16 protein-coding genes are annotated in these 21,870 nt (G+C 65.7%); 8 read left to right on the top strand and 8 right to left on the bottom strand.

Annotated elements, in window-relative coordinates; all coding sequences use genetic code 11:
• Positions 1 to 11 precede the first annotated feature (11 nt).
• Positions 12 to 1,226, top strand: coding sequence for an MFS transporter (locus JQ586_RS14170; protein ID WP_212395195.1), 1,215 nt, complete (start codon positions 12 to 14; stop codon positions 1,224 to 1,226).
• Between the two features lie 78 nt (positions 1,227 to 1,304).
• Here the strand turns inward: JQ586_RS14170 and JQ586_RS14165 are convergent, their stop codons facing one another.
• The 6 genes from JQ586_RS14165 to hpaH form a co-directional block, all read right to left on the bottom strand.
• Positions 1,305 to 2,933 (bottom strand): thiamine pyrophosphate-dependent enzyme, encoded by a 1,629-nt coding sequence (locus tag JQ586_RS14165; RefSeq protein ID WP_212395194.1) that lies wholly within the window; start codon positions 2,931 to 2,933, stop codon positions 1,305 to 1,307.
• A 24-nt stretch (positions 2,934 to 2,957) separates the two neighbouring features.
• Positions 2,958 to 3,830, bottom strand: a complete 873-nt coding sequence (locus JQ586_RS14160) for a fumarylacetoacetate hydrolase family protein (RefSeq protein ID WP_212395193.1) — start codon at positions 3,828 to 3,830, stop codon at positions 2,958 to 2,960.
• Between the two features lie 10 nt (positions 3,831 to 3,840).
• Complete coding sequence (hpaD, locus tag JQ586_RS14155; RefSeq protein ID WP_212395192.1) at positions 3,841 to 4,824, bottom strand: 3,4-dihydroxyphenylacetate 2,3-dioxygenase; 984 nt, start codon at positions 4,822 to 4,824, stop codon at positions 3,841 to 3,843.
• A gap of 121 nt (positions 4,825 to 4,945) precedes the next feature.
• Positions 4,946 to 6,490: a 5-carboxymethyl-2-hydroxymuconate semialdehyde dehydrogenase gene (gene hpaE, locus JQ586_RS14150; RefSeq protein WP_212395191.1), complete on the bottom strand. Its 1,545-nt coding sequence runs from the start codon at positions 6,488 to 6,490 to the stop codon at positions 4,946 to 4,948.
• Positions 6,483 to 6,881, bottom strand: a complete 399-nt coding sequence (locus tag JQ586_RS14145) for a 5-carboxymethyl-2-hydroxymuconate Delta-isomerase (RefSeq protein ID WP_212395190.1) — start codon at positions 6,879 to 6,881, stop codon at positions 6,483 to 6,485. Before JQ586_RS14145 ends, hpaE begins: the two co-directional genes overlap by 8 nt.
• 21 nt (positions 6,882 to 6,902) lie before the next feature.
• On the bottom strand, positions 6,903 to 7,709 hold the full coding sequence (hpaH, locus tag JQ586_RS14140) for a 2-oxo-hept-4-ene-1,7-dioate hydratase (RefSeq protein WP_212395189.1): 807 nt from the start codon (positions 7,707 to 7,709) through the stop codon (positions 6,903 to 6,905).
• 109 nt (positions 7,710 to 7,818) lie between these two features.
• Here hpaH and hpaR point away from each other — a divergent pair, with 109 nt between their 5' ends.
• A complete protein-coding gene (gene hpaR, locus JQ586_RS14135) occupies positions 7,819 to 8,355 on the top strand; it encodes a homoprotocatechuate degradation operon regulator HpaR (RefSeq protein ID WP_212395188.1) in 537 nt (178 codons plus the stop codon).
• A 29-nt stretch (positions 8,356 to 8,384) separates the two neighbouring features.
• Here the strand turns inward: hpaR and JQ586_RS14130 are convergent, their stop codons facing one another.
• The gene (locus JQ586_RS14130; RefSeq protein ID WP_212395187.1) at positions 8,385 to 9,380 is read right to left on the bottom strand and encodes a GntR family transcriptional regulator; all 996 of its coding nucleotides are present in this window, start codon (positions 9,378 to 9,380) and stop codon (positions 8,385 to 8,387) included.
• Positions 9,381 to 9,630: 250 nt separating this feature from the next.
• Here JQ586_RS14130 and JQ586_RS14125 point away from each other — a divergent pair, with 250 nt between their 5' ends.
• The 6 genes from JQ586_RS14125 (at position 9,631) to JQ586_RS14100 (ending at position 20,018) form a co-directional block, all read left to right on the top strand.
• The gene (locus tag JQ586_RS14125) at positions 9,631 to 10,716 is read left to right on the top strand and encodes a malate/lactate/ureidoglycolate dehydrogenase (protein WP_212395186.1); all 1,086 of its coding nucleotides are present in this window, start codon (positions 9,631 to 9,633) and stop codon (positions 10,714 to 10,716) included.
• Positions 10,717 to 10,755: 39 nt separating this feature from the next.
• The gene (locus JQ586_RS14120; RefSeq protein WP_212395185.1) at positions 10,756 to 11,532 is read left to right on the top strand and encodes an HpcH/HpaI aldolase/citrate lyase family protein; all 777 of its coding nucleotides are present in this window, start codon (positions 10,756 to 10,758) and stop codon (positions 11,530 to 11,532) included.
• A gap of 97 nt (positions 11,533 to 11,629) precedes the next feature.
• Complete coding sequence (locus tag JQ586_RS14115; RefSeq protein ID WP_212395184.1) at positions 11,630 to 13,153, top strand: UxaA family hydrolase; 1,524 nt, start codon at positions 11,630 to 11,632, stop codon at positions 13,151 to 13,153.
• A 160-nt stretch (positions 13,154 to 13,313) separates the two neighbouring features.
• Positions 13,314 to 16,580: a DUF2126 domain-containing protein gene (locus tag JQ586_RS14110; protein ID WP_212395183.1), complete on the top strand. Its 3,267-nt coding sequence runs from the start codon at positions 13,314 to 13,316 to the stop codon at positions 16,578 to 16,580.
• Positions 16,581 to 16,599: 19 nt separating this feature from the next.
• Positions 16,600 to 19,143 (top strand): circularly permuted type 2 ATP-grasp protein, encoded by a 2,544-nt coding sequence (locus JQ586_RS14105; protein WP_212395182.1) that lies wholly within the window; start codon positions 16,600 to 16,602, stop codon positions 19,141 to 19,143.
• Entirely contained in the window at positions 19,140 to 20,018 is an 879-nt protein-coding gene (locus JQ586_RS14100; RefSeq protein WP_212395181.1) for a transglutaminase family protein, read from the top strand. Before JQ586_RS14105 ends, JQ586_RS14100 begins: the two co-directional genes overlap by 4 nt.
• Positions 20,019 to 20,022: 4 nt before the next feature.
• Here the strand turns inward: JQ586_RS14100 and JQ586_RS14095 are convergent, their stop codons facing one another.
• The gene (locus JQ586_RS14095) at positions 20,023 to 21,525 is read right to left on the bottom strand and encodes a sensor domain-containing diguanylate cyclase (RefSeq protein ID WP_212395180.1); all 1,503 of its coding nucleotides are present in this window, start codon (positions 21,523 to 21,525) and stop codon (positions 20,023 to 20,025) included.
• Positions 21,526 to 21,870: the final 345 nt, after the last annotated feature.

Below are 21,870 nucleotides of genomic sequence, written 5' to 3'. Positions count from 1 at the left end.
AAGCTCGCAGCATGACCGCGAAGGCCGACCAGGCAGCCCGGCGTACCGGCGTCTATCTCGCCGTACTGCAGCTCGTATTCACGCTGGGCTGGACCACCTATCTGATCTACTTGCCGAAGCTGTGCGCCGAAGTTGGCATCGCGCCGGCGACGGTCATCCTGATCCTGATGATGGATCAGGGCATCTTCACCATCACCGACACCGCGATGGGATTGGCCGCGGACCGGATCTCGATCGTGGTCGGCCGGCTCGGCATCTTCGTCGGGTGCCTCGCCGCGATCTCCTGCGCCGCCTTCATCGCGCTGCCTTACGTGGCAGGGACGGGGCCGGGCGCACGCGTCTGGTTGATCGCCCTGATCGTGGTCTGGGCGGTCACGTCATCGGCGTTGCGCGCGCCACCGTTGACGCTGCTCGGCAAATATCGCGCGCAGCCGTCGATCCCGTTCCTCGCGGCGCTCGCGATGCTGGGTTACGGTCTCGCCGGCGCGTTGTCGCCCTATCTCGGGGTCATGCTGCGCGATCAGGACGCGCGGCTGCCGTTCGTGCTGTCTGGCGCCGTGCTGCTGCTGACCGCGCTGGCGTTCTCCGGGATCGAACGCCGCATGGCGCGGGAGGTTCAACCTGCGCAGACGGCCAGGCCGGCAGCGCCGATCGGAGCGGCGTCGATGTTCCTCATCGTGGTGATGGTGATCCTGTCGCTCGGCTATCAGCTGCATTTCAGCATCAACAGCGGGCCGTTCTTCCTGCGCTTCGCCAAACCCGACGATCTGCAGTGGCTGATGCCGGTGTTCTGGATCGGCTTCAGCATCGCGATGTTTCCGGCCAGTGCGGTCGTCAAGCATCAGGGCGGCGTGATCGTGATGGGCCTCGCTGGCCTGCTCGGCGCGCTTGCCATCGTCGTCGCAGAAGTTGCCGGAAGCCTCAATATCCTGATCGCGGCGCAGTTCATGGCAGGGGCCGCCTGGGGCTGCATGCTGATGAGCGCGGTGTCGGCGGCGCTCGCGATCGGGCAGACCGGCGCTGAAGGCAGAATTACCGGCCTGGTATTCTCCGCGCTGGCGCTCGCCACCTGTGCGCGGATGGCGGCGGTCGCAGGCGGCCTGCAGAAGCTGCCGGACTACGCCCCGCTGCTGCGCTGGGCGCCGGTCGCCTGCTGGTTCGTCGCAGGCGCCGGGCTGCTCGTCATCGCCGCGTCGCGGCAGCAACGCAGCGCGCAGATATCCTAAAGCGCGTCATCGCGCTTTAGCTATTTGTCTGAGCATGATCTTTTCGGAAAACCGCTACACACTCTTCCGGATCATGCTCTAGTTGTTCTTCGCCGGGTGGATGAACGCCCAGGGGCTGATCTCGGAACCGGTCGGCACTTCCACCGAGATTACATACGGCCCGCCATCGGCGAGTGCCTTTTCCAGTGCCGGGCGGAAGTGGTCGGGCGAGGTGACGCGCGCGGCGCCAGCACCGAAGGACTCCGCGAGCTTGACGAAATCCGGGTTGACGAGGTCGGAGGCAACGACGCGGCCGTCGAAGCGCTCCTGCTGATCGCGGCGGACATTGCCATAGGCGTTGTTGTTGAACACCAGCGTCACCACGCCGATCCTGAACTGCACGGCGGTGGCAAGCTCCTGCACGCCGAACATGAAGCCGCCATCGCCGGTGATGGCAACGACAGGCTTGTTCGGGTTGGCGACCTTGGCGCCGAGCGCGGTCGGGAAGCCGGAGCCGAGCGTGCCCTGATAGCCCGAGGTGACGAAGGTGCGCGGTTCGTAGATCGGAAAGCCGTACCAGGAGGCGAAGCCGACCTGCGACAACTCGTCGGTGACGATGGCGTTCGCAGGAAGCACTTCGCGCAGGATCTTCAGGTAGGCCATCTGCGGCTGGATGCGCTGGATCTCGTGCTCGGCGGCAGCGCTCGCCTCGCGGATCGCGGCGCGGCGGCCCGAGGTCTTGCGATAGCCGGCCTTGCGCACGGCCGCGACCAGATCGGACGTGCCGCCTTTCGCATCGGCGATCACGGCGGCATCTGCCGGGACGCGGCGCATTTCGACCGGATCGATGTCGATGCGGACGCTCCTGAGGCCAGCCGGCTGATAGGGCCAGCGCGACATCGTCGGCAGCTCCAGCCTCGTGCCGATGCCGATCATCAGGTCGGTCTTCGGCCACAGCTTGTAGGCCGCCGCCATGGTGAGTCCGAGCTCGTGCGCGTTGGAGACGATGCCGCGGCCGCTGCGGAAGGCCACGACGGGCGCGTCGATCATCTCGGCGAGCTCGAGAATCTCGTCGCGCGCATCGATCGCGCCGCTGCCGACGAAAATCATCGGCGTCTTGCTGCCCGCGATCAGATCGGCCGCGGCCTTGATGCGATCAGGATCAGGTTGTGGCGCCGGCAGCGGATCGAACGGCTTCGCGGACGCAACCCGGGCACGCTGGGTGAACACATCCCACGGCATTTCCAGCGAAGCCGGGCCGCGCCGGCCCGACAGCATCTCCTGGAATGCGCGCGAGACCATCGCGGGCGCGTTATCGGGATATTCGATCCGCTCGGCCCATTTCACGAAGGTGCGCAATGTCGCGAGTTGATCGGGCATCTCGTGCAGATGGCCGCGGCCCTTGCCCAGAAACTGGGTCGGCACCTGTCCGGTCAAGCAGAGCACCGGCTCGTTGCAGCCGAACGCGGTGAGCAGCGCCGCTGACGCATTGAGCACGCCGGGGCCGGGCACCACGCTGAACACGCCGGGCCGGCCGCTGGACCTGGCATAACCGAACGCCATGTATCCGCAGGCCTGCTCGTGCCGGGCGCCGATCACCTTGAGCTGCGCCTGGTGGAACGCATCGAACAGGCCATAGATCTGCGCGCCGGGCAGGCCGAACACCGTGTCGACGCCGTGTGCGACGAGGCCGTTGACGATCGCTTCGCCGCCGGAGGTAGAGGTCATGGCACTGTCCGCTTGCTTGAGATGTCAGTTGGCTTCGTCGACGACGCCGTTACGCAGGATTCCGACGCCTTCGGCCTCGACCTCGACGACGTCACCGGGCTTCAGGTAGCGCGGCGGATCGAACCGCGCCCCCGCGCCGGTCGGCGTGCCCGTGACGATGATGTCGCCGGGAACCAGTGTCGTGAAGGTCGAGATGTAATTGATGAGGTAGCGGAAGCCGAAGATCAAGCGCGAGGTGCGGTCATCCTGCCTGACCTCACCGTTGACGCGCGTGGTCAGCCTGATATCGGCGATCTGCGCTTCACTGGTGTAGGGCACGATCCACGGGCCGAGGCTGCCGGTGGAGTCGAAATTCTTGCCCTGGGTGACGTTGAACTTGGCGTGCCGCACCCAGTCGCGGATGGTGCCCTCGTTGCACAGCGTGATCGCGGCGATGTGATCGAGCGCCGCACCTTCCGGAATATGCCGCCCGGCCTTGCCGATTACGAGCACCAGCTCGCCCTCGTAGTCGAGCTGGGGCGAGGCGCGCGGGCGCACCACGGGCGTGTTGTGGCCGACGAAGGAGCGTGGCACGCGCAGGAACATGCTCGGATATTTCGGTGCGTCCGAACCGTCCTTGTATTCGGCGTTGCGGTCCGGATAGTTGACGCCGATGCAGATGATCTTTTCCGCTGCCGGGATCGGCGGCTGCCAACTGATCGCATCGAGCGCGTGGTCCGGCGAACGCTTTGCGGCGTCCTCCACCAGCTTGGTCAGTGCGCCGGCGGCGATGGCTTCGCGCAAGGTCGGGTAGTCCTTCGCGAAACGCGCGGAGAGATCGATGACGCCATTGTCGGTGACGGCGCCGTATTTGACGGCGCCGCTAACGGAATAGGTTGCGAGGCGAGGGGAGGCCATTTGCAAATCCTCAATCCGCAACCAGCACGTCGGCGACGAAGCGCGGCTCACGCACGGCCTGGCCAGCGAAGGGCGAGCCCTCCTCGAACCAGGAGCGCGGCGCCGGCGCCCCCCACAAGGTTTGGCGGCGCGGATCGCGCAGCGACCAGCGCAGCGGCTCGTGATCGTGGTCTCCCGTAAAGTAGTCGCTGGTGTAGAGCTCGATGCGATGGCCGTCGGGATCGCGGACGTAGAGAAAGAACGCGTTCGAGATGCCGTGCCGGCCGGGTCCGCGCTCGATGTTCTTGAGAAAGCCGCTCGAGGCCATCACGTCGCAGAGATGCACGATATTCATCGCGGTCGGTACCCAATAGGCGATGTGGTGCAGGCGCGGGCCACGGCCGTTGGTGATGGCGAAGTCGTGGACATTGCCCTTGCGGTGCATCCAGGCGGCGGCGATCCGGCCGTTGGCGCCGTCCTCCTCGGCATATTCGGTGAGGCGGAAGCCGAGCCGGGCGTAGAAGTCGACCGTGTCCTGCACCTCGGCGGCAAACACATTGAAATGGTCGAGCCGCTGCGGATGGCAGCCCTTGTAGAGATCGTAACGCCGCAGCAGATGCGGGCGTTTCTCCATCGTGGCGTAAAGCTCGATCTGGAAGCCGAACGGATCGGTGAACTGCAAGGTGCGGCCCTGGAACGGCTGGTCGACGAAGGCATGGCTGATGCCTTGCTCGGAGAAGAACGCGGCCGCCTTGTCGAGGTCGCCGTCATTGCCGACCTTGAAGCCGAGCCGGTTGCAGGCGGCCTTGGGCGCCTTGCGCAGCACCACCGAGTGATGCTGATGCTCCTCGCTGGCGCGCAGGTACGCCGCCTTGTCGTCGCGGTCCTCGATGTGGAGGCCGATCGTCTTCTCGTAGAACGCAGCGCTGGCGTCGAGATCAGTGACGTCGAGCACGGCGTGGCTGCAACGGATGATGTTGAAGGGCGGATTGAAGACGTGGGTCGGAACGGGCATGGACGTTTCCCTGATTGTGGTGTCATTCCGGGGCGATGCAAAGCATCGAACCCGGAATCTTGAGGTTCTCGGGTGCGCAATTGCGCACCGTAGTTCGCTGCGCGCCCCGGAACGACGGGCGTTACATTCCCAGTTTCTGGATCTTGTGCGTCCCGCGCGCGAGCGAGACGTGCTTGGTTTCCATGTAGAAGTCGAACGAGTAGTCGCCGCCGTCGCGGCCGATGCCCGACGCCTTCATGCCGCCGAACGGGGTCGGCAAGTGGCGGACGTTTTCCGAGTTGAGCCAGATCATGCCGGCTTCCAGCGCATCGGCGACGCGCAGTGCGCGGCCCATGTCGCCGGTCCAGACATAACCGGTCAGGCCATACTGCACGCCATTGGCGATCTCGATCGCGTCAGCCTCGTCGCGGAACGGAATAACCGTCAGGAACGGGCCGAACACCTCCTCCTGCGCGACGCGCATTTTGGCGTTCGCGCCGGTGACCAGCGTCGGCTGCACATAGTGGCCGCCGCCCGGGCCGTCATGCGGCTTGCCGCCGGCCGCGATGGTGGCGCCGTCCTTAATGGCGACGTCGAAATAGCTGCAGACCTTGGCGAGGTGACGCTCGTGGATCAGCGGGCCGATCTCGGTTGAGGGATCGAGGGGATGGCCGACCTTGAGGGCGTTCACTCGCGCAGTGAGCTTTTCGATGAACTTGTCGGCGATGCTCTGCTGGACCAGGAGGCGGCTGGACGAGGTGCAGCGCTCGCCGTTGAGCGAGTAGATCATGAACACGACGGCATCGAGCGCGCGGTCGAGATCGGCGTCGTCGAACACGATCACCGGGTTCTTGCCGCCGAGCTCGAAATGCACCCGCTTCAGGGTCGGTGCCCCCTGCGCCATGATCGCAGAACCGGTAGAGCTCTCGCCGACGAAGCCGATCGCCTTGATGGCCGGATGCTCGGTCAGCGCCTTGCCGGCGTCCTCGCCGAAGCCGTGCACGGTATTGAACACGCCGTCAGGAATGCCGGCCTGTTTCGCCAGCTTGACCAGCAGGTCGGCGGTGACCGGCGACCATTCCGCGGGCTTGTGCACGACGGTGCAGCCGGCCGCGAGCGCGGGCGCGATCTTCCAGGTCGAGAGCATGAACGGCGTGTTCCACGGCGTGATCACGCCGACCGGGCCGATCGGCACGCGGGTCGAGATGTTCCAGTGCTCTTCGCTCGGCGTGTTCAGGCCGTCGCGCGCCTCCGCGCATTTATCGGCAAAGAAACGGAAATTCTCCGCGGCGCGGATCGCGGCCTTGGCCATGAAGCGATGCGCCTGGCCGGTGTCGATGCATTCGAGCACGGCGATGTCGTCGGCATGATCCTCGATCGCATCGGCGACGCGATTGAGCAGCTTGCGGCGGGTCGTCGCCGGCATGTCGCGCCAGGCCTTGAAGGCGCGCGACGCAGCGGTCGCGGCGCGGTCGATATCCTCGGCATTGCCGCGCGCGACTGTCGCGAGCACGGTGCCGTCAACGGGCGATTTGGTCTCGAAGGTCTGGCCCGAGACCGACGGCACGATCTTGCCGTCGATCATGTGGCCGATGCCTTCCCCCTTCAGTTTCGCGAGCAGGGGACCAGCGCGGTCGCGGTTGGCCTGGAACACGTCGGCCGATGATTTCGGGGTGGCTTTATCCATTGACCGCCTCCACTTTCAGTGCGTCGTGGATGTTGTTGCGCTTCCAGCTCGTCGCCTTGTCGTTGATCTGCATGTCGAACGACAAAGCGAATTTGCTGCCGGCAAAGACCGGATCGAGATGGGCTGACAGCGCCTTGAAGATCTGCTCGCCGGCCGTCTTGCGTGTGGCAAGGTCGCGGCCTTCGCCGAGCCGCAGCACCATGTCGAGGAAACCGTAATCCCTGCGGCCGTCGGCGATCGCGTAGTGCTCGCATCTGATGGCGCGGACGCGGATGCCGCCGAGCGGAAAGATGCCGGTCTCGACCGCGGCCTTGCGCACCACCTCGACGGTCCTGGCCATGTCGACGAGGCCGTCGAGATTTGCGGAATATTCGATCGTGAAATGCGGCATGCCGGTCTCCTGCTTATGGCCTCAGGCGAAGTAGCAGCTCACGGACCCGTAAGGTCCATAGTCCGCCTGAATCGTGTCGCCTTTGCGGGTTTCGATCGGGCGGATGAAGGAGCCCGCCAGCACCACCTGGCCGGCCTCGAGCGCCAGCCCGTTCGGCGCGATCTTGTTGGCGAGCCAGGCCACCGCGGTGGCCGGATGGTTGAGCACGCCGGCGGCAAGGCCTGTTTCCTCGAGCTGGCCGTTGCGGAAGCAGAGCGCGCCGATCCAGCGCAGGTCGGCGTCCAACGGGCGGATCGGCCGGCCGCCGAGCACGATGCCGGCATTGGCGGCGTTGTCGGCGATGGTGTCGAAGATCTTGCGCGTCGCCCTGGTCGCGGGATCGACCCGCTCGACCCGCGTATCGAGAATCTCGAGCGCAGGCACCACGAAATCGGTGGCGTTGAGCACGTCGAACAGCGTGCAATCCGGGCCCGACAGGCGGTGCTTCATCACAAAGGCAAGCTCGGCCTCGACGCGGGTGGCGATGAAGCGGTCGCTCGGCACCAGGCCGCCATCGGCAAAGAACATGTCATCGAGCAGGATGCCGGAATCAGGCTCGTCGATATTGAGTGCGCTCTGCATCGCCTTCGAGGTCAGGCCGATCTTGTGGCCCTTGACGACGCGGCCCTCCGCCACCTTCATCTCGACCCAGGCCTTCTGAATCGCGTAGGCGTCTTCGAGCGTAATGCCTAGATATTCCAGCGAGAGCTGGCGGATCTGCTTGCGGGTCTTTTCCGCCTGGTCGAGCCGCCGGGCGGCTGCGCGGATATCGTCCTGGGAAAGGCTCATCGTGCTACACAGAATGTGGATGTCGGGAGATGATTAACATGTTAAGTGAATTTCCGCAAACTGATTTGCGCCATGTTGCAGCGCAAAAATTTGCGGTTGCGGATTGACCATGGCGCGAAAGAAGACGCCGACCGAATTGCGGGCAGCGCAGGCTGAGGCCGGATCGTTGCGCCGCGCGCCGATGCGCGAGTTCTCGCGCTCGCTGCCGATGTCGCTGCTGCGCGCACGCGAGGCCGTGATGCGGCAGTTCCGCCCGTCGCTGCGCAACCACGGGCTGACCGAGCAGCAATGGCGGATCCTGCGTGCGCTGACCTCCGTCGACGAGATCGAGGTCACCGAGCTTGCGCATGTCGCGTTCCTGCTCGGCCCGAGCCTGTCCCGCATCCTGCGCGATCTCGAAGCGCGCCAGCTGGTCGAGCGCAAGGTGGCGCAGACCGACCTGCGGCGCGCGGTCGTCTCGATCTCGGCGAGGGGGCTGAAGCTGATCGAGGCGGTGGCGCCGACCTCTGAGGCGATCTATGCCGCGATCACCAGGCAGTATGGCGCCCGCAAGCTTGCGGAGCTGCAGGAGATGCTCGGCGCGCTGGAGATCAGCCTGGCCGGAATGACGTCTGCCGGTGACGGCGAGGTCGAGGCCGACGAGTAGTCGAGAACTTGCACGATGCGGTGCGGCGGCTACACCATGTAAGGAACATGCGAGATCACATTGATGGCGCGGAATTCGGCGATCCAGCCGGCAACTTTCGAATGGGACCATTCGATATGGCGGCGCAGTGTCGCGGCCGCCGCGTCGCCGTCGCGCGCGCGCAGCGCGTCCATGATCAGGAGATGCTCGTCCATGAAGGAATCGATCTGCGGCGCGGTCAGCGCCACCTGGATGTGCTTGCCGATCACGAAGGCGCAGTGGGTGCGCTTGAGGGCTTCGAACATCTCGCGGTTGACGCCGTAACCCAGGCACCGGATATGGAGATCCCCCTCGATCTCGTCGAGCTCACCGACGCCGATGCGGTTGCGAAAGTGGATCGCCTCGCGCAGCCGCTCCGCCATCTCGTCCAGCAACGGCGCCGGGATCCTCGCGGCGGCGGATTTCAGCAGCAGCGGCTCGAGGGTTGCCCGCACCTCGAAGATGTTGCGGACGCGTTCCTGGTCGAGCGGCACCACATACCAGTGCGCCTTGGCGCCCTTCTCCAGGATTCCGATCGCCTGCGCACGTAGCAGCAGGTTGCGCGCAACCGTGCGTCCGACCCGGAAATGCCGCGCCAGCGCGAGCTCGCTGACGCGGAAGCGTCCGAACAGCGACCGGTAAATGATGTCGCGTTCGAGCCTGTAATAAAGGGCGTCCCAGGTATCGCTTCTGACAGCCTCGACCGGTCCGTCGGTCAGTCCCAGCATTTGCGGTGTGATCGGGATGCGCCGAGGCTTGACCTGGCGCTTGCCGGCGACGACGCCGCGGCCGTCGAACCGGCGTACCAGGCCGATGAGCTCCAGCTGATCGAAGGCCTGCCGAACCGGCGAGCGGCTGGAGCCGAACAGATTCGCAATCGACGATTCGGAGAGCACTGTTCCCGATGGAACGTCGCCGGTCCGGATACGCTTTGCCAGGGCATCCTTGATCAGCGCATAGGCCGGCTGTTTCCGTCTGGTTTGCGATTTGGCTCTTGGCATCGACATGGATGGCTGTCCGACGGCGACACTATCACGTGATCGCGCGGAGGTCGTCCGCGGCGGGCATTTACGCACCGCTTATGGCACCGTTTGGCTATTGCGTGCAATGTACAATCATGGTTAGCTGGGTCAAATGCTGGGCGGCAAGCCCGACGAATTGTGGGGCAACGAAGCGATCGCCGCGGCCTGTCCTGGCGGTCACGCCAAGACGAATGCTTGAAATGCCGCGAGCATAAATCCAGCGAGCCAGTCGTTCATGGTCACCATCAAGGTCGATAATCTCATCAACTTCGTGTCCGAAGTCTTCTCCCATTCGGAGTCCTCGCCCGAAGAGGCAAGGCGCATCGCGACGTACCTGACGACCGCGAACCTCACCGGGCACGACAGCCACGGTGTGATCCGTGTGCCCGTTTATGTCAGGTGGAAGAAGATGGGCTCGATCGTGCCCAACCAGACCCCGGAGGTCGTGGTCGACACGCCGTCGCTCGCGGTGGTCGACGGCAAGTTCGGCTATGGCCAGACCGTCACACCGGTCGCGGTCAGGATCGGCATCGAGAAGTGCAAGAAGGCGGGGCTGTCAGCGGTTGCGCTGCGCAACTCCGGCCATCTCGGACGCGTCGGCGACTGGGCCGAAATGGCCGCCGCCGAAGGTCTCGTCTCGATTCATTTCGTGACCGCGGCAGGGTCGCTGTTGGTCGCGCCTTATGGCGGCGTCGAGAAGCGCCTGTCGACCGCGCCGTATTGCGTCGGCATTCCGCGGCAGGGCCGGGAACCGATCGTGCTCGATTTCGCCACCTCCGTCGTGGCTGAAGGCAAATGCCTCGTCGCAAGCCGTGGCGGCAAGAAGCTGCCGGCCGGCGCCCTGGTCGATGCCGATGGAACCCTGAGCCAGGATCCGCACGTGCTGTACGGTCCGTACACGCCGGACGGGCCGCGTGACCACACCAAGGGGACCGGCGCGATCCGCGCCTTTGGCGATCACAAGGGTTCCGGTCTCGCGTTCATCTGCGAGTTGCTCGGCGGCGCTCTGACCGGGACCGGCGCGACGTCGTCGGATCGGCGTTTCGCCAACGGCATGATGGCGTTCTACATCGACCCGAAGGTGATCGACACCAGCGATTTCTTCGATGCGGAAATCACCCGCTACAGTGATTTCATCCGCGCGACCAAACCGATCGCAGGTACGGAATCCGTGCTGATTCCGGGCGATCCCGAACGCACGACCCGCGCCGAGCGCACCAGGAACGGCATCCCCTTGCCTGACGACACCTGGGCGGCGATAGTGAACACCGCGCGCGAAGTCGGCGTCGGCGAAGTGAGCATCCAGCGGGCGACCAGCTAAGGCTCGTCCCCCAATAAACCGCAAAGGGAAACGCGATCAATGGCAAACAAGGTCAAGCAAGTCTGGGCGTCGGGCAAGGCGGTGGTGAACGCGTGGCTCGCGATCCCCTCCGGCTTTTCCGCCGAAGTGATCGCGCAATGCGGCTTCGACAGCGTCACCGTCGACATGCAGCACGGCGTGCAGGACTATCTGTCGATGGTGCAATGCTTCCAGTCGATGCACGGCCATCCGGTGACCCCGATGGTCCGCGTGCCCTGGAATGAGCCCGGCATCATCGGCAAGGTGCTCGACGGCGGCGCCTATGGCGTGATCTGCCCGATGGTCAACACGCCGCAGGAAGCAAGGAACCTGGTCTCCTACGCCAAATATCCGCCGAAGGGCGTGCGCTCCAACGGCCCGATCCGCTCCGGCATGTACGGTTCGGCCGGCAGCTATCAGAAGACCGCCAACGACGAGATCGTGCTGCTGCCGATGATGGAGACGAAGACCGCGATCGAGAACATGGAAGCGATCCTCGACGTCGAGGGCATCGACGGCGTCTATGTCGGTCCGTCCGATCTCGGCTTCTCCTACGGCCTCGTGCCGAAGCTCGATCGCGACGAGCCGGAAATCCTCAAGATCTATGAGAAGATCGTCAAGGAATGCGGCAAGCGCGGCCTCAACGCTGGCATCCACTGCTCGGGTGCCGAGGGCGCGGTGCGCGCCATCAACATGGGCTTCAAGCTCGTGACGCTGTCGAACGAGGTCGGCCTGATGCAGACTTACGCGAAGATGCAGGTCAACCAGACCCGCGAAAAGTCCGGCGGCAAGGCGTAAGCACGCGAAAAGCGAGTAGCGAATGGCGAATGGGATTTTGCGGTAGCGCTATTCGCTACCCGCCATTCGCTATTCGCCAACTACAAGGAGAACTCCCATGGCCCCGGCACCAGTGATCCGCCTGCATCCCGACGACAGCGTGTTGATCGCGCGCGCGAGCCTGCCGCCGGGGCTCGAGGTGTCAGACGGTGTCACCACGGTCGACCGCATTCCGGCCGGCCACAAGGTCGCGATCAAGCCGATCGCGACGGGCGAGCCGATCAAGCGCTACGGCCAGATCATCGGCTTTGCGACCGCGCCGATTTCGCCGGGCCAGCACGTGCACACCCAGAATTGCGGCATGGGCGATTTCGCCAAGGACTATGCCTATGGCGTCGACGTCAAGCCGGTGCCGAACTTCGACCTGCCGGCGACCTTCGACGGCATCCGCCGTCCCGATGGCCGTGTCGCGACCCGCAACTATATCGGCATCCTCACCTCGGTGAATTGCAGTGCCCATGTCGCAGGCCTCGTCGCCGATGTCTTCAGGAAGAATCCATTCACCGGCGAGAATCCGCTGGCCGATTTCCCCAATGTCGACGGCGTGGTCGCGCTGACCCACAAGACCGGCTGCGGCATGACCCAGGACGAGCCCTTGGCGCTGCTCCGCCGCACGCTCGGCGGCTATGCGCGGCATGTCAATTTCTCCAACGTGATCGTGCTCGGCCTCGGTTGCGAAGTGAACCAGATCGGCGGGTTGATGCAGGAGCAGAAGCTTGCCGGTCGCCTGCGAGCGATGGACATCCAGGAGGTCGGCGGCACCCGCAAGACCGTCGAGGCGGGCGTTGCCTTCGTCAAGGAGGCGCTGGCTGATGCCAACAAGGTCAAGCGCGAGCCCGTGCCCGCAAGCGAATTGACGGTGGCGTTGCAATGTGGCGGCTCCGACGGCTATTCCGGCGTGTCGGCCAATCCTGCGCTCGGCGCCGCGAGCGATCTTCTGGTGCGGCACGGCGGCACGGTCATTCTCTCGGAGACGCCTGAAACCTATGGCGCCGAGCATCTGCTGACCCGCCGCGCGGTCAGCCGGGAGGTCGGCGAGAAGCTGGTCGGCCTGATGCGCTGGTGGGAAGAATACACCCAGCGTGAGCGCGCCGAGATGAACGCCAATCCGAGTCCCGGCAACAAGGCCGGCGGCCTCACCACGATTCTCGAGAAGTCCCTGGGTGCGATGGCGAAGGCCGGCAGCACCAATCTCGTCGACGTGCTGCACTATGCCGAGCCGGTGACCAAGAAGGGCTTTGTCTTCATGGACACGCCCGGCTACGACCCGGTCGCGGCGACCGGGCAGGTGGCCGGCGGCGCCAATCTCGTCTGCTTCACCACCGGCCGCGGCAGCGTGTTCGGCTGCAAGCCCGCGCCCTCGATCAAGCTCGCGACCAACACGCCGATGTACAAGCGCATGGAAGACGACATGGACGTCAATTGCGGCACCATCCTCGACGGCGAGGAAAGCGTGCAGCAATGCGGCCAGCGCATCTTCGACCTCATCCTCAAAACGGCCTCGGGCCAGCCAACCAAGAGCGAGAGCTTCGACTTCGGCGGCGCCGAGTTCGCGCCGTGGGTGCTAGGGGCGACGATGTAAGCCAGGCGAATGGCGAACAGGGAGTGGCGAACAGGCAGGTCCATTCGCCAATCGCCATTCGCTATTCGCTCATGCCGTGGGCACGGCGTGCCCGTTGTTAGTGCTTGATGTCGACCGGCAGCAGTGTTCTGCTCAAAAAAGCTGCTGGAGTCCCTCGCTCGTGTCGATCTTCATCGCACTGCATCACGTCACGCACTACAAATACGACCGGCCGATCGATCTCGGGCCCCAGACCATCCGGCTCCGTCCGGCGCCGCACACGCGCACGTCGATCCTGAGCTATTCGCTCAAGGTGACGCCATCCAACCATTTCGTGAACTGGCAACAGGACCCGCAAGGCAACTGGCTGGCGCGCTACGTCTTTCCCGAGCAGGCAACCGAGTTCAAGATCGAGGTCGACTTCACGGCGCAGATGACCGTGGTCAATCCGTTCGACTTCTTCGTCGAGCCCTATGCCAACAGCTTTCCGTTCGACTATGCCGGTGATCTCAAGGCCGAGCTCGCGCCCTATCTGGAGACCACGGAGCCCGGCCCGCTGCTGTCGGCCTATCTGAAGGACATTCCGCGCGCGGCTGATTCGACCGTCAACTTCCTGGTCGGGCTGAACGCCGAGCTGCAGAAGAGGATCCGCTACATCGTCCGGATGGAGCCGGGCATCCAGACGCCGGAGGAGACGCTGGCTGCAGGCTCCGGCTCGTGCCGCGACTCGGCCTGGCTTTTGATCCAGGCGCTGCGTCACCTCGGGCTCGCCGCGCGCTTCGTCTCCGGCTACCTGATCCAGCTCCGGCCGGATATCGACCCGGTGGAAGGGCCGCGCGAGGTCGAGGCCGATTTCACCGATCTGCACGCCTGGGCCGAGGTCTATCTGCCGGGCGCCGGATGGATCGGCTTCGATGTCACCTCGGGCATGCTGACCGGCGAGGGGCATATTCCGGTCTGCGCGACGCCGCATTATCGCTCGGCCGCGCCGGTCTCCGGCACGGCGGGCTTCGCCAATGTCGATTTCGCATTCGAGATGAACGTCAGGCGCATCCGCGAAGCGCCGCGGATCACGCGGCCCTTCTCGGATGAATCGTGGGCGAGGCTTGACCGGCTCGGCGAGCAGGTCGACGCCGATCTGCACAAGAGTGACGTGCGGCTCACCATGGGCGGCGAGCCGACCTTCGTCTCGGTCGATGATCTGGAATCGCCGGAATGGAACGTCGCGGCGGTCGGGCCGACCAAGCGCGCGCTGGCCGACGATCTGATCCGCAAGCTGCGCACGCGCTTTGCGCCTGGCGGCCTGCTGCATTACGGGCAGGGCAAATGGTATCCGGGTGAAAGCCTGCCGCGCTGGGCGTTCGGCCTGTACTGGCGCAAGGACGGCCAGCCGATCTGGAAGAACGCCGGCCTGATCGCGTCGATCGAGAACCCGCGCAAGGCGGACATCGCCGACGCACGGCGCTTCGCCGATGCAACCGCGAGCAGGCTCGGTCTCCGCGCCGACCACGTGATATCGGCCTATGAGGATCCGGCGTTCTGGATCCAGCGTGAAGCGGGGCTGCCGGCCAATGTCAGCCCGGCAAACTCCAAATTGACCGATCCGGAAGAGCGGGCGCGGCTCGCGCGGGTGTTCGATGAGGGGCTGACGACGCCGAAGGGCTATGTGCTGCCGATCCAGCGCTGGACGCCGCTGGGCGACCGCGTGCCGGCGCGCTGGCGCAGCGAGCGCTGGAAGATCCGTCGCAGCCATCTGTTCCTGGCACCCGGCGATTCTCCGCTTGGTCTTCGGCTTCCGATCGCCTCGCTCGAATACGTCCCGCCGGAAGACTATCCCTACACGGTCGAGCAGGACCCGATGGCGCCGCGCGAGGGATTTGCCGATCTCGACGCGGAGCTGATGCACGCGCTCAAGGCGATACCCGAGCCGCTGCCGGTCCGCACCGCCATGTCGATCGAGCTGCGCGACGGCGTGCTGTGCGCCTTCATGCCGCCGGTCGAGAAGGTCGACGACTATCTCGACCTGGTTGCCGCGATCGAGGCGACCGCCGGGGAGCTCCAGTTGCCGGTGCATGTCGAGGGCTACGCGCCGCCGTTCGATCCGCGCATCGAGGTCATCAAGGTGACGCCCGATCCCGGCGTGATCGAGATCAACGTGCAGCCGGCGCAGAGCTGGCGCGAGGCCGTCGACATCACCTTCGGCCTTTACGAGGACGCGGCGAAGACACGCTTGGGCGCCAACCGCTTTCTGATCGACGGCCGCCACACCGGTACCGGCGGCGGCAATCACATCGTGGTCGGCGGCTCCGCGCCGCAGGATTCGCCGTTCCTGCGCCGTCCCGACCTGCTCAAGAGCCTTGTCCTGTACTGGCAGCGGCATCCGTCGCTGTCCTATTTGTTCTCCGGCATGTTCATCGGTCCGACCAGCCAGGCGCCGCGGATCGACGAGGCGCGGCACGACGGGCTCTACGAGTTGGAGATCGCGCTGTCGCATGTGCCGCCGCCGGGCATGGACGCGCCGCTGTGGCTGGTCGACCGCCTGTTCCGTCACATCCTGGTCGACATCACCGGCAACACCCATCGCGCCGAGATCTGCATCGACAAGCTCTATTCGCCTGATGGTCCGACCGGCCGGCTCGGCCTCGTCGAATTCCGCGCGCTCGAAATGCCGCCCGATCCGCGGATGTCGCTGGCGCAGCAGCTTCTGATCCGCGCGCTGATCGCCAGGCTGTGGCGCGAGCCGCTGCAGGGCAAATTCGTGCGCTGGGGCACCGCGCTGCATGACCGCTTCATGCTGCCGCATTTCCTCTGGGAGGATTTCCTGGGCGTGCTCGCCGAGCTCAGGCAGGCCGGCTACGATGTCGAGCCGGAATGGTACCAGGCCCAGCTCGAATTCCGCTTCCCCGCCTTCGGCCGGGTCCATCATGGCGGCGTCGGTCTTGAGCTGCGCCAGGCGCTGGAGCCCTGGCACGTGCTGGGCGAGGAGGGCACCTCGGGCGGCACCGTGCGCTATGTCGACTCTTCGGTCGAGCGGCTGCAGGTCAAGGCGACCGGCTTCGTCGAGGGACGCCACGTCGTCACCTGCAACGGCCGCCGGATGCCGATGACCGAGACCGGCCGCGCCGGTGAGGCCGTCGCGGGCGTCCGGTTCAAGGCCTGGCAGCCCGCCTCGGGCCTGCACCCGACCATCCCGGTGCACGCGCCGCTGACGTTTGATCTGATCGATACCTGGAACGGCCGCTCGCTCGGCGGCTGCGTCTATCATGTCGCCCATCCCGGCGGTCGCAATTACGAGACCAAGCCGGTCAATTCCTACGAGGCCGAGGCGCGGCGCCTGGCGCGCTTCCAGGACCACGGCCACACCCCCGGCAGGATCGAGACGCCGCCGGAGGAACGCACAATTGAGTTCCCCTTGACCCTCGACTTGCGGACGCCGCTCCTGCACTAATGGGTGTCAGGGAAACGGAATGTCCGAACCGGTCGGCCAGAAAGACAGTCAAGGCAGCAATCAGGAGAGCAGGGCCCGCCCCGGCCAGCGCCGGATGGCGCAATGGATGCGCGACTATGCCCGCCTTCCCGGCATTCCCGACGAATATATCGCCGAGGGCGGCGCACCGCGTCCGGTCTGGACCCGATTCTTCGACGCCTTCGCGGCATTGTCGCCGGCCGATATCGAGCGGAGATTCGCTTCCGCCGACCGGCATCTGCGCGAGGCCGGCGTCACCTACCGCGCGCCCGGCGACACGTCCGACCGGATCTGGCCGCTCAGCCATCTGCCGCTGATCATCGATGCCGCCGACTGGCGGCAGCTCGCGGCCGGGATTGCGCAGCGCGCGCAGCTCCTGGAAATGGTGCTGGCCGACCTCTATGGCGAGGGGCGCCTCGTCGCCACCGGCGCCATTCCTGCAGCCGCGATCGCCGGCAGCGGCGAGTACCTGCGCGCGATCAGCGGCATCAAGCCGCCGGGCGGCCGCTATCTGCACCTCTATGCCGCGGACATCGGCCGCGGGCCGGACGGCCGCTGGTGGGTGCTCGGTGACCGCACCCAGGCGCCGTCAGGCGCGGGCTACGCGCTCGAAAACCGCCTGGTCCTCTCGCGCGCCTTCTCCAATCTGTACAAGTCGATGAATGTCGAGCGCGTCGCGCCGTTCTTCGAATCGTTTCGCGATTCGCTGCGTGCCAGCGCCGAGCGCGACGAGCCGCGAATCGGACTGCTCACGCCGGGTTCGTTCAACGAGACCTATTTCGAGCACGCGACGCTGGCGCGCTATCTTGGTTTCCTGCTGGTCGAGGGCGATGATCTCGCCGTCTCCGGCGACCGCGTTCACATCCGCACGGTCGCCGGACTGAAACGGCTCGACGTGCTGCTGCGCCGGGTCGATTCCAACATGCTGGATCCGCTCGAGCTCGATGCGTCCTCCTATCTCGGCGTGCCCGGCCTCGTCGAGGTGCTGCGCAAGGGCGGCGTCGTGGTCGCCAACATGCCGGGCTCGGGCGTGCTGGAGGCTCGCGGGCTGCTCGGCTTCCTGCCCAATCTCTGCCGCCGCCTGCTCAGCGAAGATCTGATGATGCCGCACATCGCGACCTGGTGGTGTGGCCAGAAATCGGCGCGCGAGCAGGTGCTGTCACGGCTCGACGAGTTTGCGATCGAGGGCGCCTATGGCCGCGGTGTTCCTGGTTTTCCGGGCAACGGCCCCGTGCTCCCCGGTCAGTTGTCGGCGGACGAGCGCGGCCGGCTGAAGGATGCGATCGCCAGTCGCGGCGTCGACTATGTCGGCCAGGAGCTGGTGCGTCTCTCCACCACGCCGGTGTGGGAGAACGGCCGTCTCGCGCCGCGCCCCTTCGTGCTGCGGGTGTTCGCCGCGGCGACGCCGAACGGCTGGACCGTGCTGCCCGGCGGCTTCTGCCGGATCGCCGAACGCGCGGATGCCCGCGCGGTGTCGATGGGCGACGGCGCGGTGTCCGCCGACGTCTGGGTGGTCTCCGACAAGGCGGTCGCGACCTCGACGCTGCTGCCCGCGGTCGACACCGTGCGTATCCGCCGCATCGCCGGCGTGTTGCCGAGCCGCGCCGCCGACAATCTGTTCTGGCTCGGCCGCTATCTCGAGCGCGCCGAGGCGACCATGCGGCTGATCCGCGCACTGTGCACGCCGCTGCGCGACCCCGCACGCGGCAATTCCACCGGAGCGGCACCGACGCTGCACTCGGCCGAGCGCATCCAGCGCATGCTGGTCGCATGGGGCGCGACCTCGCAGACCGCGCGCACCAATCCGGCGAAGGTCGCGCTGGAGGCGCTGCAGAACGAGGAGAAATTCGGTTCGGCGCTGTCGCTGGTGCGCTCGGCCCAGCGCACCGCGACCGGCCTGCGCGAGCGCTTGTCGCCGGATGCCTGGCAGGTCATCACCGAGATGGCCGACCGCCTCGCCATCGAGGTCCATGACGACGACGGCGTGGTCAGCGCCGCCGAGCTGACCCTGCAGGAACTGGCGAGTTTTGCCGGGCTTGCGCAGGAGAACATGAACCGTGCCGCGGGCTGGCGCTTCCTGGACATGGGGCGGCGCGCCGAACGGGCCGTCAACACCACGCGCTTTGCGCGCCAGTTCGCCTATGACGAAGCCGGCGACGAAGACCTCGACGTGCTGCTGACGCTGGTCGACTGCCAGATCACCTATCGCTCGCGCTATCTGGTGCAGCCGCTGCTGGCGCCGGTGCGCGATCTTGCGGTGCTCGATCCCTACAATCCGCGCTCGGTCGCGTTCCAGGTCGCGGGCTTGAACGAGCATATCGCGGCGCTGCCGAGCCTCAAGGAGCACGGCCTGATCGAGCGGCCGCAGCGGCTGGCGGTCGCGATCGAGGCGATGCTCACGACGGCGGAAGCCGCTTCACTCGACGTCAAGACGCTGTTCGCGCTGGAGCAGGACCTGCTCAGCCTCGCCGACGCCATCGGGTTGCACTACTTCCCGCATGGGCCGAACGCCAGCCGGCCGGAGAAGCTCACGGGGCTGGCGTGATCTACGACATCCGTCACGTCACGACCTACAGCTACGAGACCCAGGTCAGCTTTGCACGATGCTCGCTGCGGCTGGAGCCGATGAGCGGCGCCGGCCAGAAGCTGATGTCCCATAGCGTCGATATCCGGCCGAAACCCTCGGAACGGACGGCCCGGCGGGATTTCTTCGGTACGCTGACGGAAAGCGTGCTGATCGAGACGGCGCATCGCAACCTGCGCATCGATTCGCGTTCGCGCGTCTCGGTCGATCGGCAGGCGCTGCCGCGCGATGCAGCGAGCCCGCCTTGGGAGGCGGTGCGGGATGGCGCGTTCGAAGCGTCGAGTCTTGGCGCGGACTCTCCCGTGGGTTACGTCTTTGCCAGCGCGCTGGTGCCGGTGCTGCGAACCGTGACGGAATATGCCGCCGCGAGCTTCCCGCCCGGAGACGGAATCGTGTCAGGCGCGGCCGACCTGATGCGCCGCATTCGCACCGGGTTCAAATACGACCCGAAGGCGACCGTGATCTCGACCCCGCTCAAGGAGGTATTCGAGAAGCGCCACGGCGTCTGCCAGGATTTCGCCCATGTGATGATCGCGGGGTTGCGCGGGCTCGGTCTGCCGGCCGCCTATGTCAGCGGCTATCTGCGTACGATCCCGCCGCCGGGCCAGCCGCGATTGCAGGGGGCGGACGCGACGCACGCATGGGTCTCGGTCTGGTGCGGCACAGCGCTCGGCTGGGTCGGGTTCGACCCGACCAACGATCTCGTGGTCGCAAACGACCACATCATCCTCGCGATCGGGCGCGACTTCGCCGACGTCTCGCCGGTCGACGGCGTCATCGTCGGCGCCCGCAAGCAGAAGCTCAACGTCGCGGTCGACGTGCTGCTGGTGGAGTAGGCGGTTACGCGGCACGCCGTGGGGTCGGGCGCTCGCGCCCGATCGGACTGACCATGATGCGGTCGCGCCCGGCGCGCTTGGCCTCGTAGAGCGCAAGATCCGCGGCCTGCACCAGGTCGTGCGAGGTGTGCTCCGCGCCGGGGGTGATGCAGGCGAGGCCGATGCTGACGGTCGGCAATTCGTGCTGGCCGGTTCGGAAAGCCGCCAGTTGGTTGCGAATCTGATCCGCCATCTCCTGCGCGCCGGCCTTGCCGATGCCGGGCAGCAGCACGGAAAACTCCTCGCCGCCGTAGCGCGCGCCGAGGTCGGATACGCGCTTGGTGCTTGCAGCGATGCAGCGGGCCACTGTCGCGAGCACAGCGTCGCCGGCCTGATGCCCATAAGTGTCGTTGAAGGCCTTGAAGTGATCGACGTCGATCATCAGCAGCGAAACCGGCGATCGGGCGCGCAGGCCGCGGCGCCATTCGACGGCCAGGGTCTCGTCGAGACGGCGGCGATTGGCGAGGCCGGTCAGGGCGTCGGTGCTGGCGAGGCGCGCCAGCTGGGTTTCTGCGTCGGCCCGCCGCTTCACCGCCCCGAGCAGATAGAACATCAGCACGATCGAGAAGACACCGAGCGCGGCCACCACGGCGCCGATCAGCCAGAACTGTTGCCACCAGTCCGCATAGATGCCGTCGAGCGAAAGGCCCTCCGCAATCAGCAGGGGATGGTGTCCGACCTGTTGAAAGACGTACAGGCGGCTGACGTGATCGACGATCGATTTCGTCGTGTAGAAGCCGGATGTCCGGGCCGGGAACTGCTTGAAGACCTGGGCTTCCCTGATGCTCTGCCCGATCTTGTTGATGTCGAACGGCGAGCGCATCAGCATCGTGCCGTCGGTATCGAACAGCACCATGCTGTCGTCGGGGCCGAAATTCAGCTTGCGGAACAGGTTGTGGAAATAGCTGAGCCGCATGCTGCCCGCGACCACCCCGGCAAACGATCCGTCGTCATTGCTGATGCGGCGGCTCAGGCTGATCAGATATTCGCCTTCCGTTGTCACCCAGGGGGCGCTGATGAACAGGCCTGCGTCCGCATGCGCCTGATGAACCCGGAAGAAATCATACGTGGCGAAATTCGCGCGCCGCGGCGTCAGCGTCCTGGAATCCAGCGTGACGTCGCCCGCCGCATTCAGGACGAGGATTGAACCGAGGTCCTTGGCGCTGGCGGCGCGGTCGAACAGCACGACCTGGCGCAGCTCCGGGCTGATCTTGTTGATGTCAGGCAGCTTGACGCCGTCGGCGACCGCCTGCAGCGAGAGGTCATAGAGCTCGATGTTGCGGTCGACCTCGCTGGCGAGGGAGGCGATGAGGTTCGTCGCGGCTTCCTTCGCATGCTGATAGTCCTTCTGCGCCATCTCCCAGAGGATGGATACGCAGATCGCCGCAAAGCAAAGAACGAGGCCGATACCGAGCGCCAGCAGCCGCTTGGTCGGCACCGCCTTCGGCCTTGGCAAAAGCCCGCTCATGACCCTGTTCCCAATTCCCCGCGCCCCCGCGCTTTTTCGTTTCTTATAGGGGCATCAAATTGAGAAAGCGGACCCAAACCGGACGCAATTTATGCGGGAGCGTTCAGGATCGGTTAACCACGGTGCGGATCCCTGGATGACGACAGTGAGCCATGCAGGAATGTCCGACGACGGGCAAATCAGTAAAAACCTGTCAATGTCTCGCCGCAAAAATATTTCGGTTTATCGTAACGGCAAATCAGTGTATAGAATTTCCCGTCTCACCCGCTCGAGGGGCGCTCGCGATCGTCACGAACGTTGTGGTGGGATGCGGTGGACGCCGCATGCGTGACTGACGAGAGCGCA

The organism is Bradyrhizobium jicamae (assembly GCF_018130215.1).
Lineage (GTDB): Bacteria > Pseudomonadota > Alphaproteobacteria > Rhizobiales > Xanthobacteraceae > Bradyrhizobium > Bradyrhizobium jicamae_A.
This window is presented reverse-complemented; position numbering and strand designations above follow the sequence as displayed.

Coding starts and splice junctions, on each gene's coding strand:
- JQ586_RS14105 (WP_212395182.1), top strand. CDS start 16,600: ATGTCCGAACCGGTCGGCCAGAAAGACAGTCAAGGCAGCAATCAGGAG.
- JQ586_RS14115 (WP_212395184.1), top strand. CDS start 11,630: ATGGCCCCGGCACCAGTGATCCGCCTGCATCCCGACGACAGCGTGTTG.
- JQ586_RS14125 (WP_212395186.1), top strand. CDS start 9,631: ATGGTCACCATCAAGGTCGATAATCTCATCAACTTCGTGTCCGAAGTC.
- hpaH (WP_212395189.1), bottom strand. CDS start 7,709: ATGAGCCTTTCCCAGGACGATATCCGCGCAGCCGCCCGGCGGCTCGAC.
- hpaE (WP_212395191.1), bottom strand. CDS start 6,490: ATGGATAAAGCCACCCCGAAATCATCGGCCGACGTGTTCCAGGCCAAC.
- JQ586_RS14095 (WP_212395180.1), bottom strand. CDS start 21,525: ATGAGCGGGCTTTTGCCAAGGCCGAAGGCGGTGCCGACCAAGCGGCTG.
- JQ586_RS14170 (WP_212395195.1), top strand. CDS start 12: ATGACCGCGAAGGCCGACCAGGCAGCCCGGCGTACCGGCGTCTATCTC.
- JQ586_RS14120 (WP_212395185.1), top strand. CDS start 10,756: ATGGCAAACAAGGTCAAGCAAGTCTGGGCGTCGGGCAAGGCGGTGGTG.
- JQ586_RS14165 (WP_212395194.1), bottom strand. CDS start 2,933: ATGACCTCTACCTCCGGCGGCGAAGCGATCGTCAACGGCCTCGTCGCA.
- JQ586_RS14130 (WP_212395187.1), bottom strand. CDS start 9,380: ATGTCGATGCCAAGAGCCAAATCGCAAACCAGACGGAAACAGCCGGCC.
- hpaR (WP_212395188.1), top strand. CDS start 7,819: ATGGCGCGAAAGAAGACGCCGACCGAATTGCGGGCAGCGCAGGCTGAG.
- hpaD (WP_212395192.1), bottom strand. CDS start 4,824: ATGCCCGTTCCGACCCACGTCTTCAATCCGCCCTTCAACATCATCCGT.
- JQ586_RS14145 (WP_212395190.1), bottom strand. CDS start 6,881: ATGCCGCATTTCACGATCGAATATTCCGCAAATCTCGACGGCCTCGTC.
- JQ586_RS14160 (WP_212395193.1), bottom strand. CDS start 3,830: ATGGCCTCCCCTCGCCTCGCAACCTATTCCGTTAGCGGCGCCGTCAAA.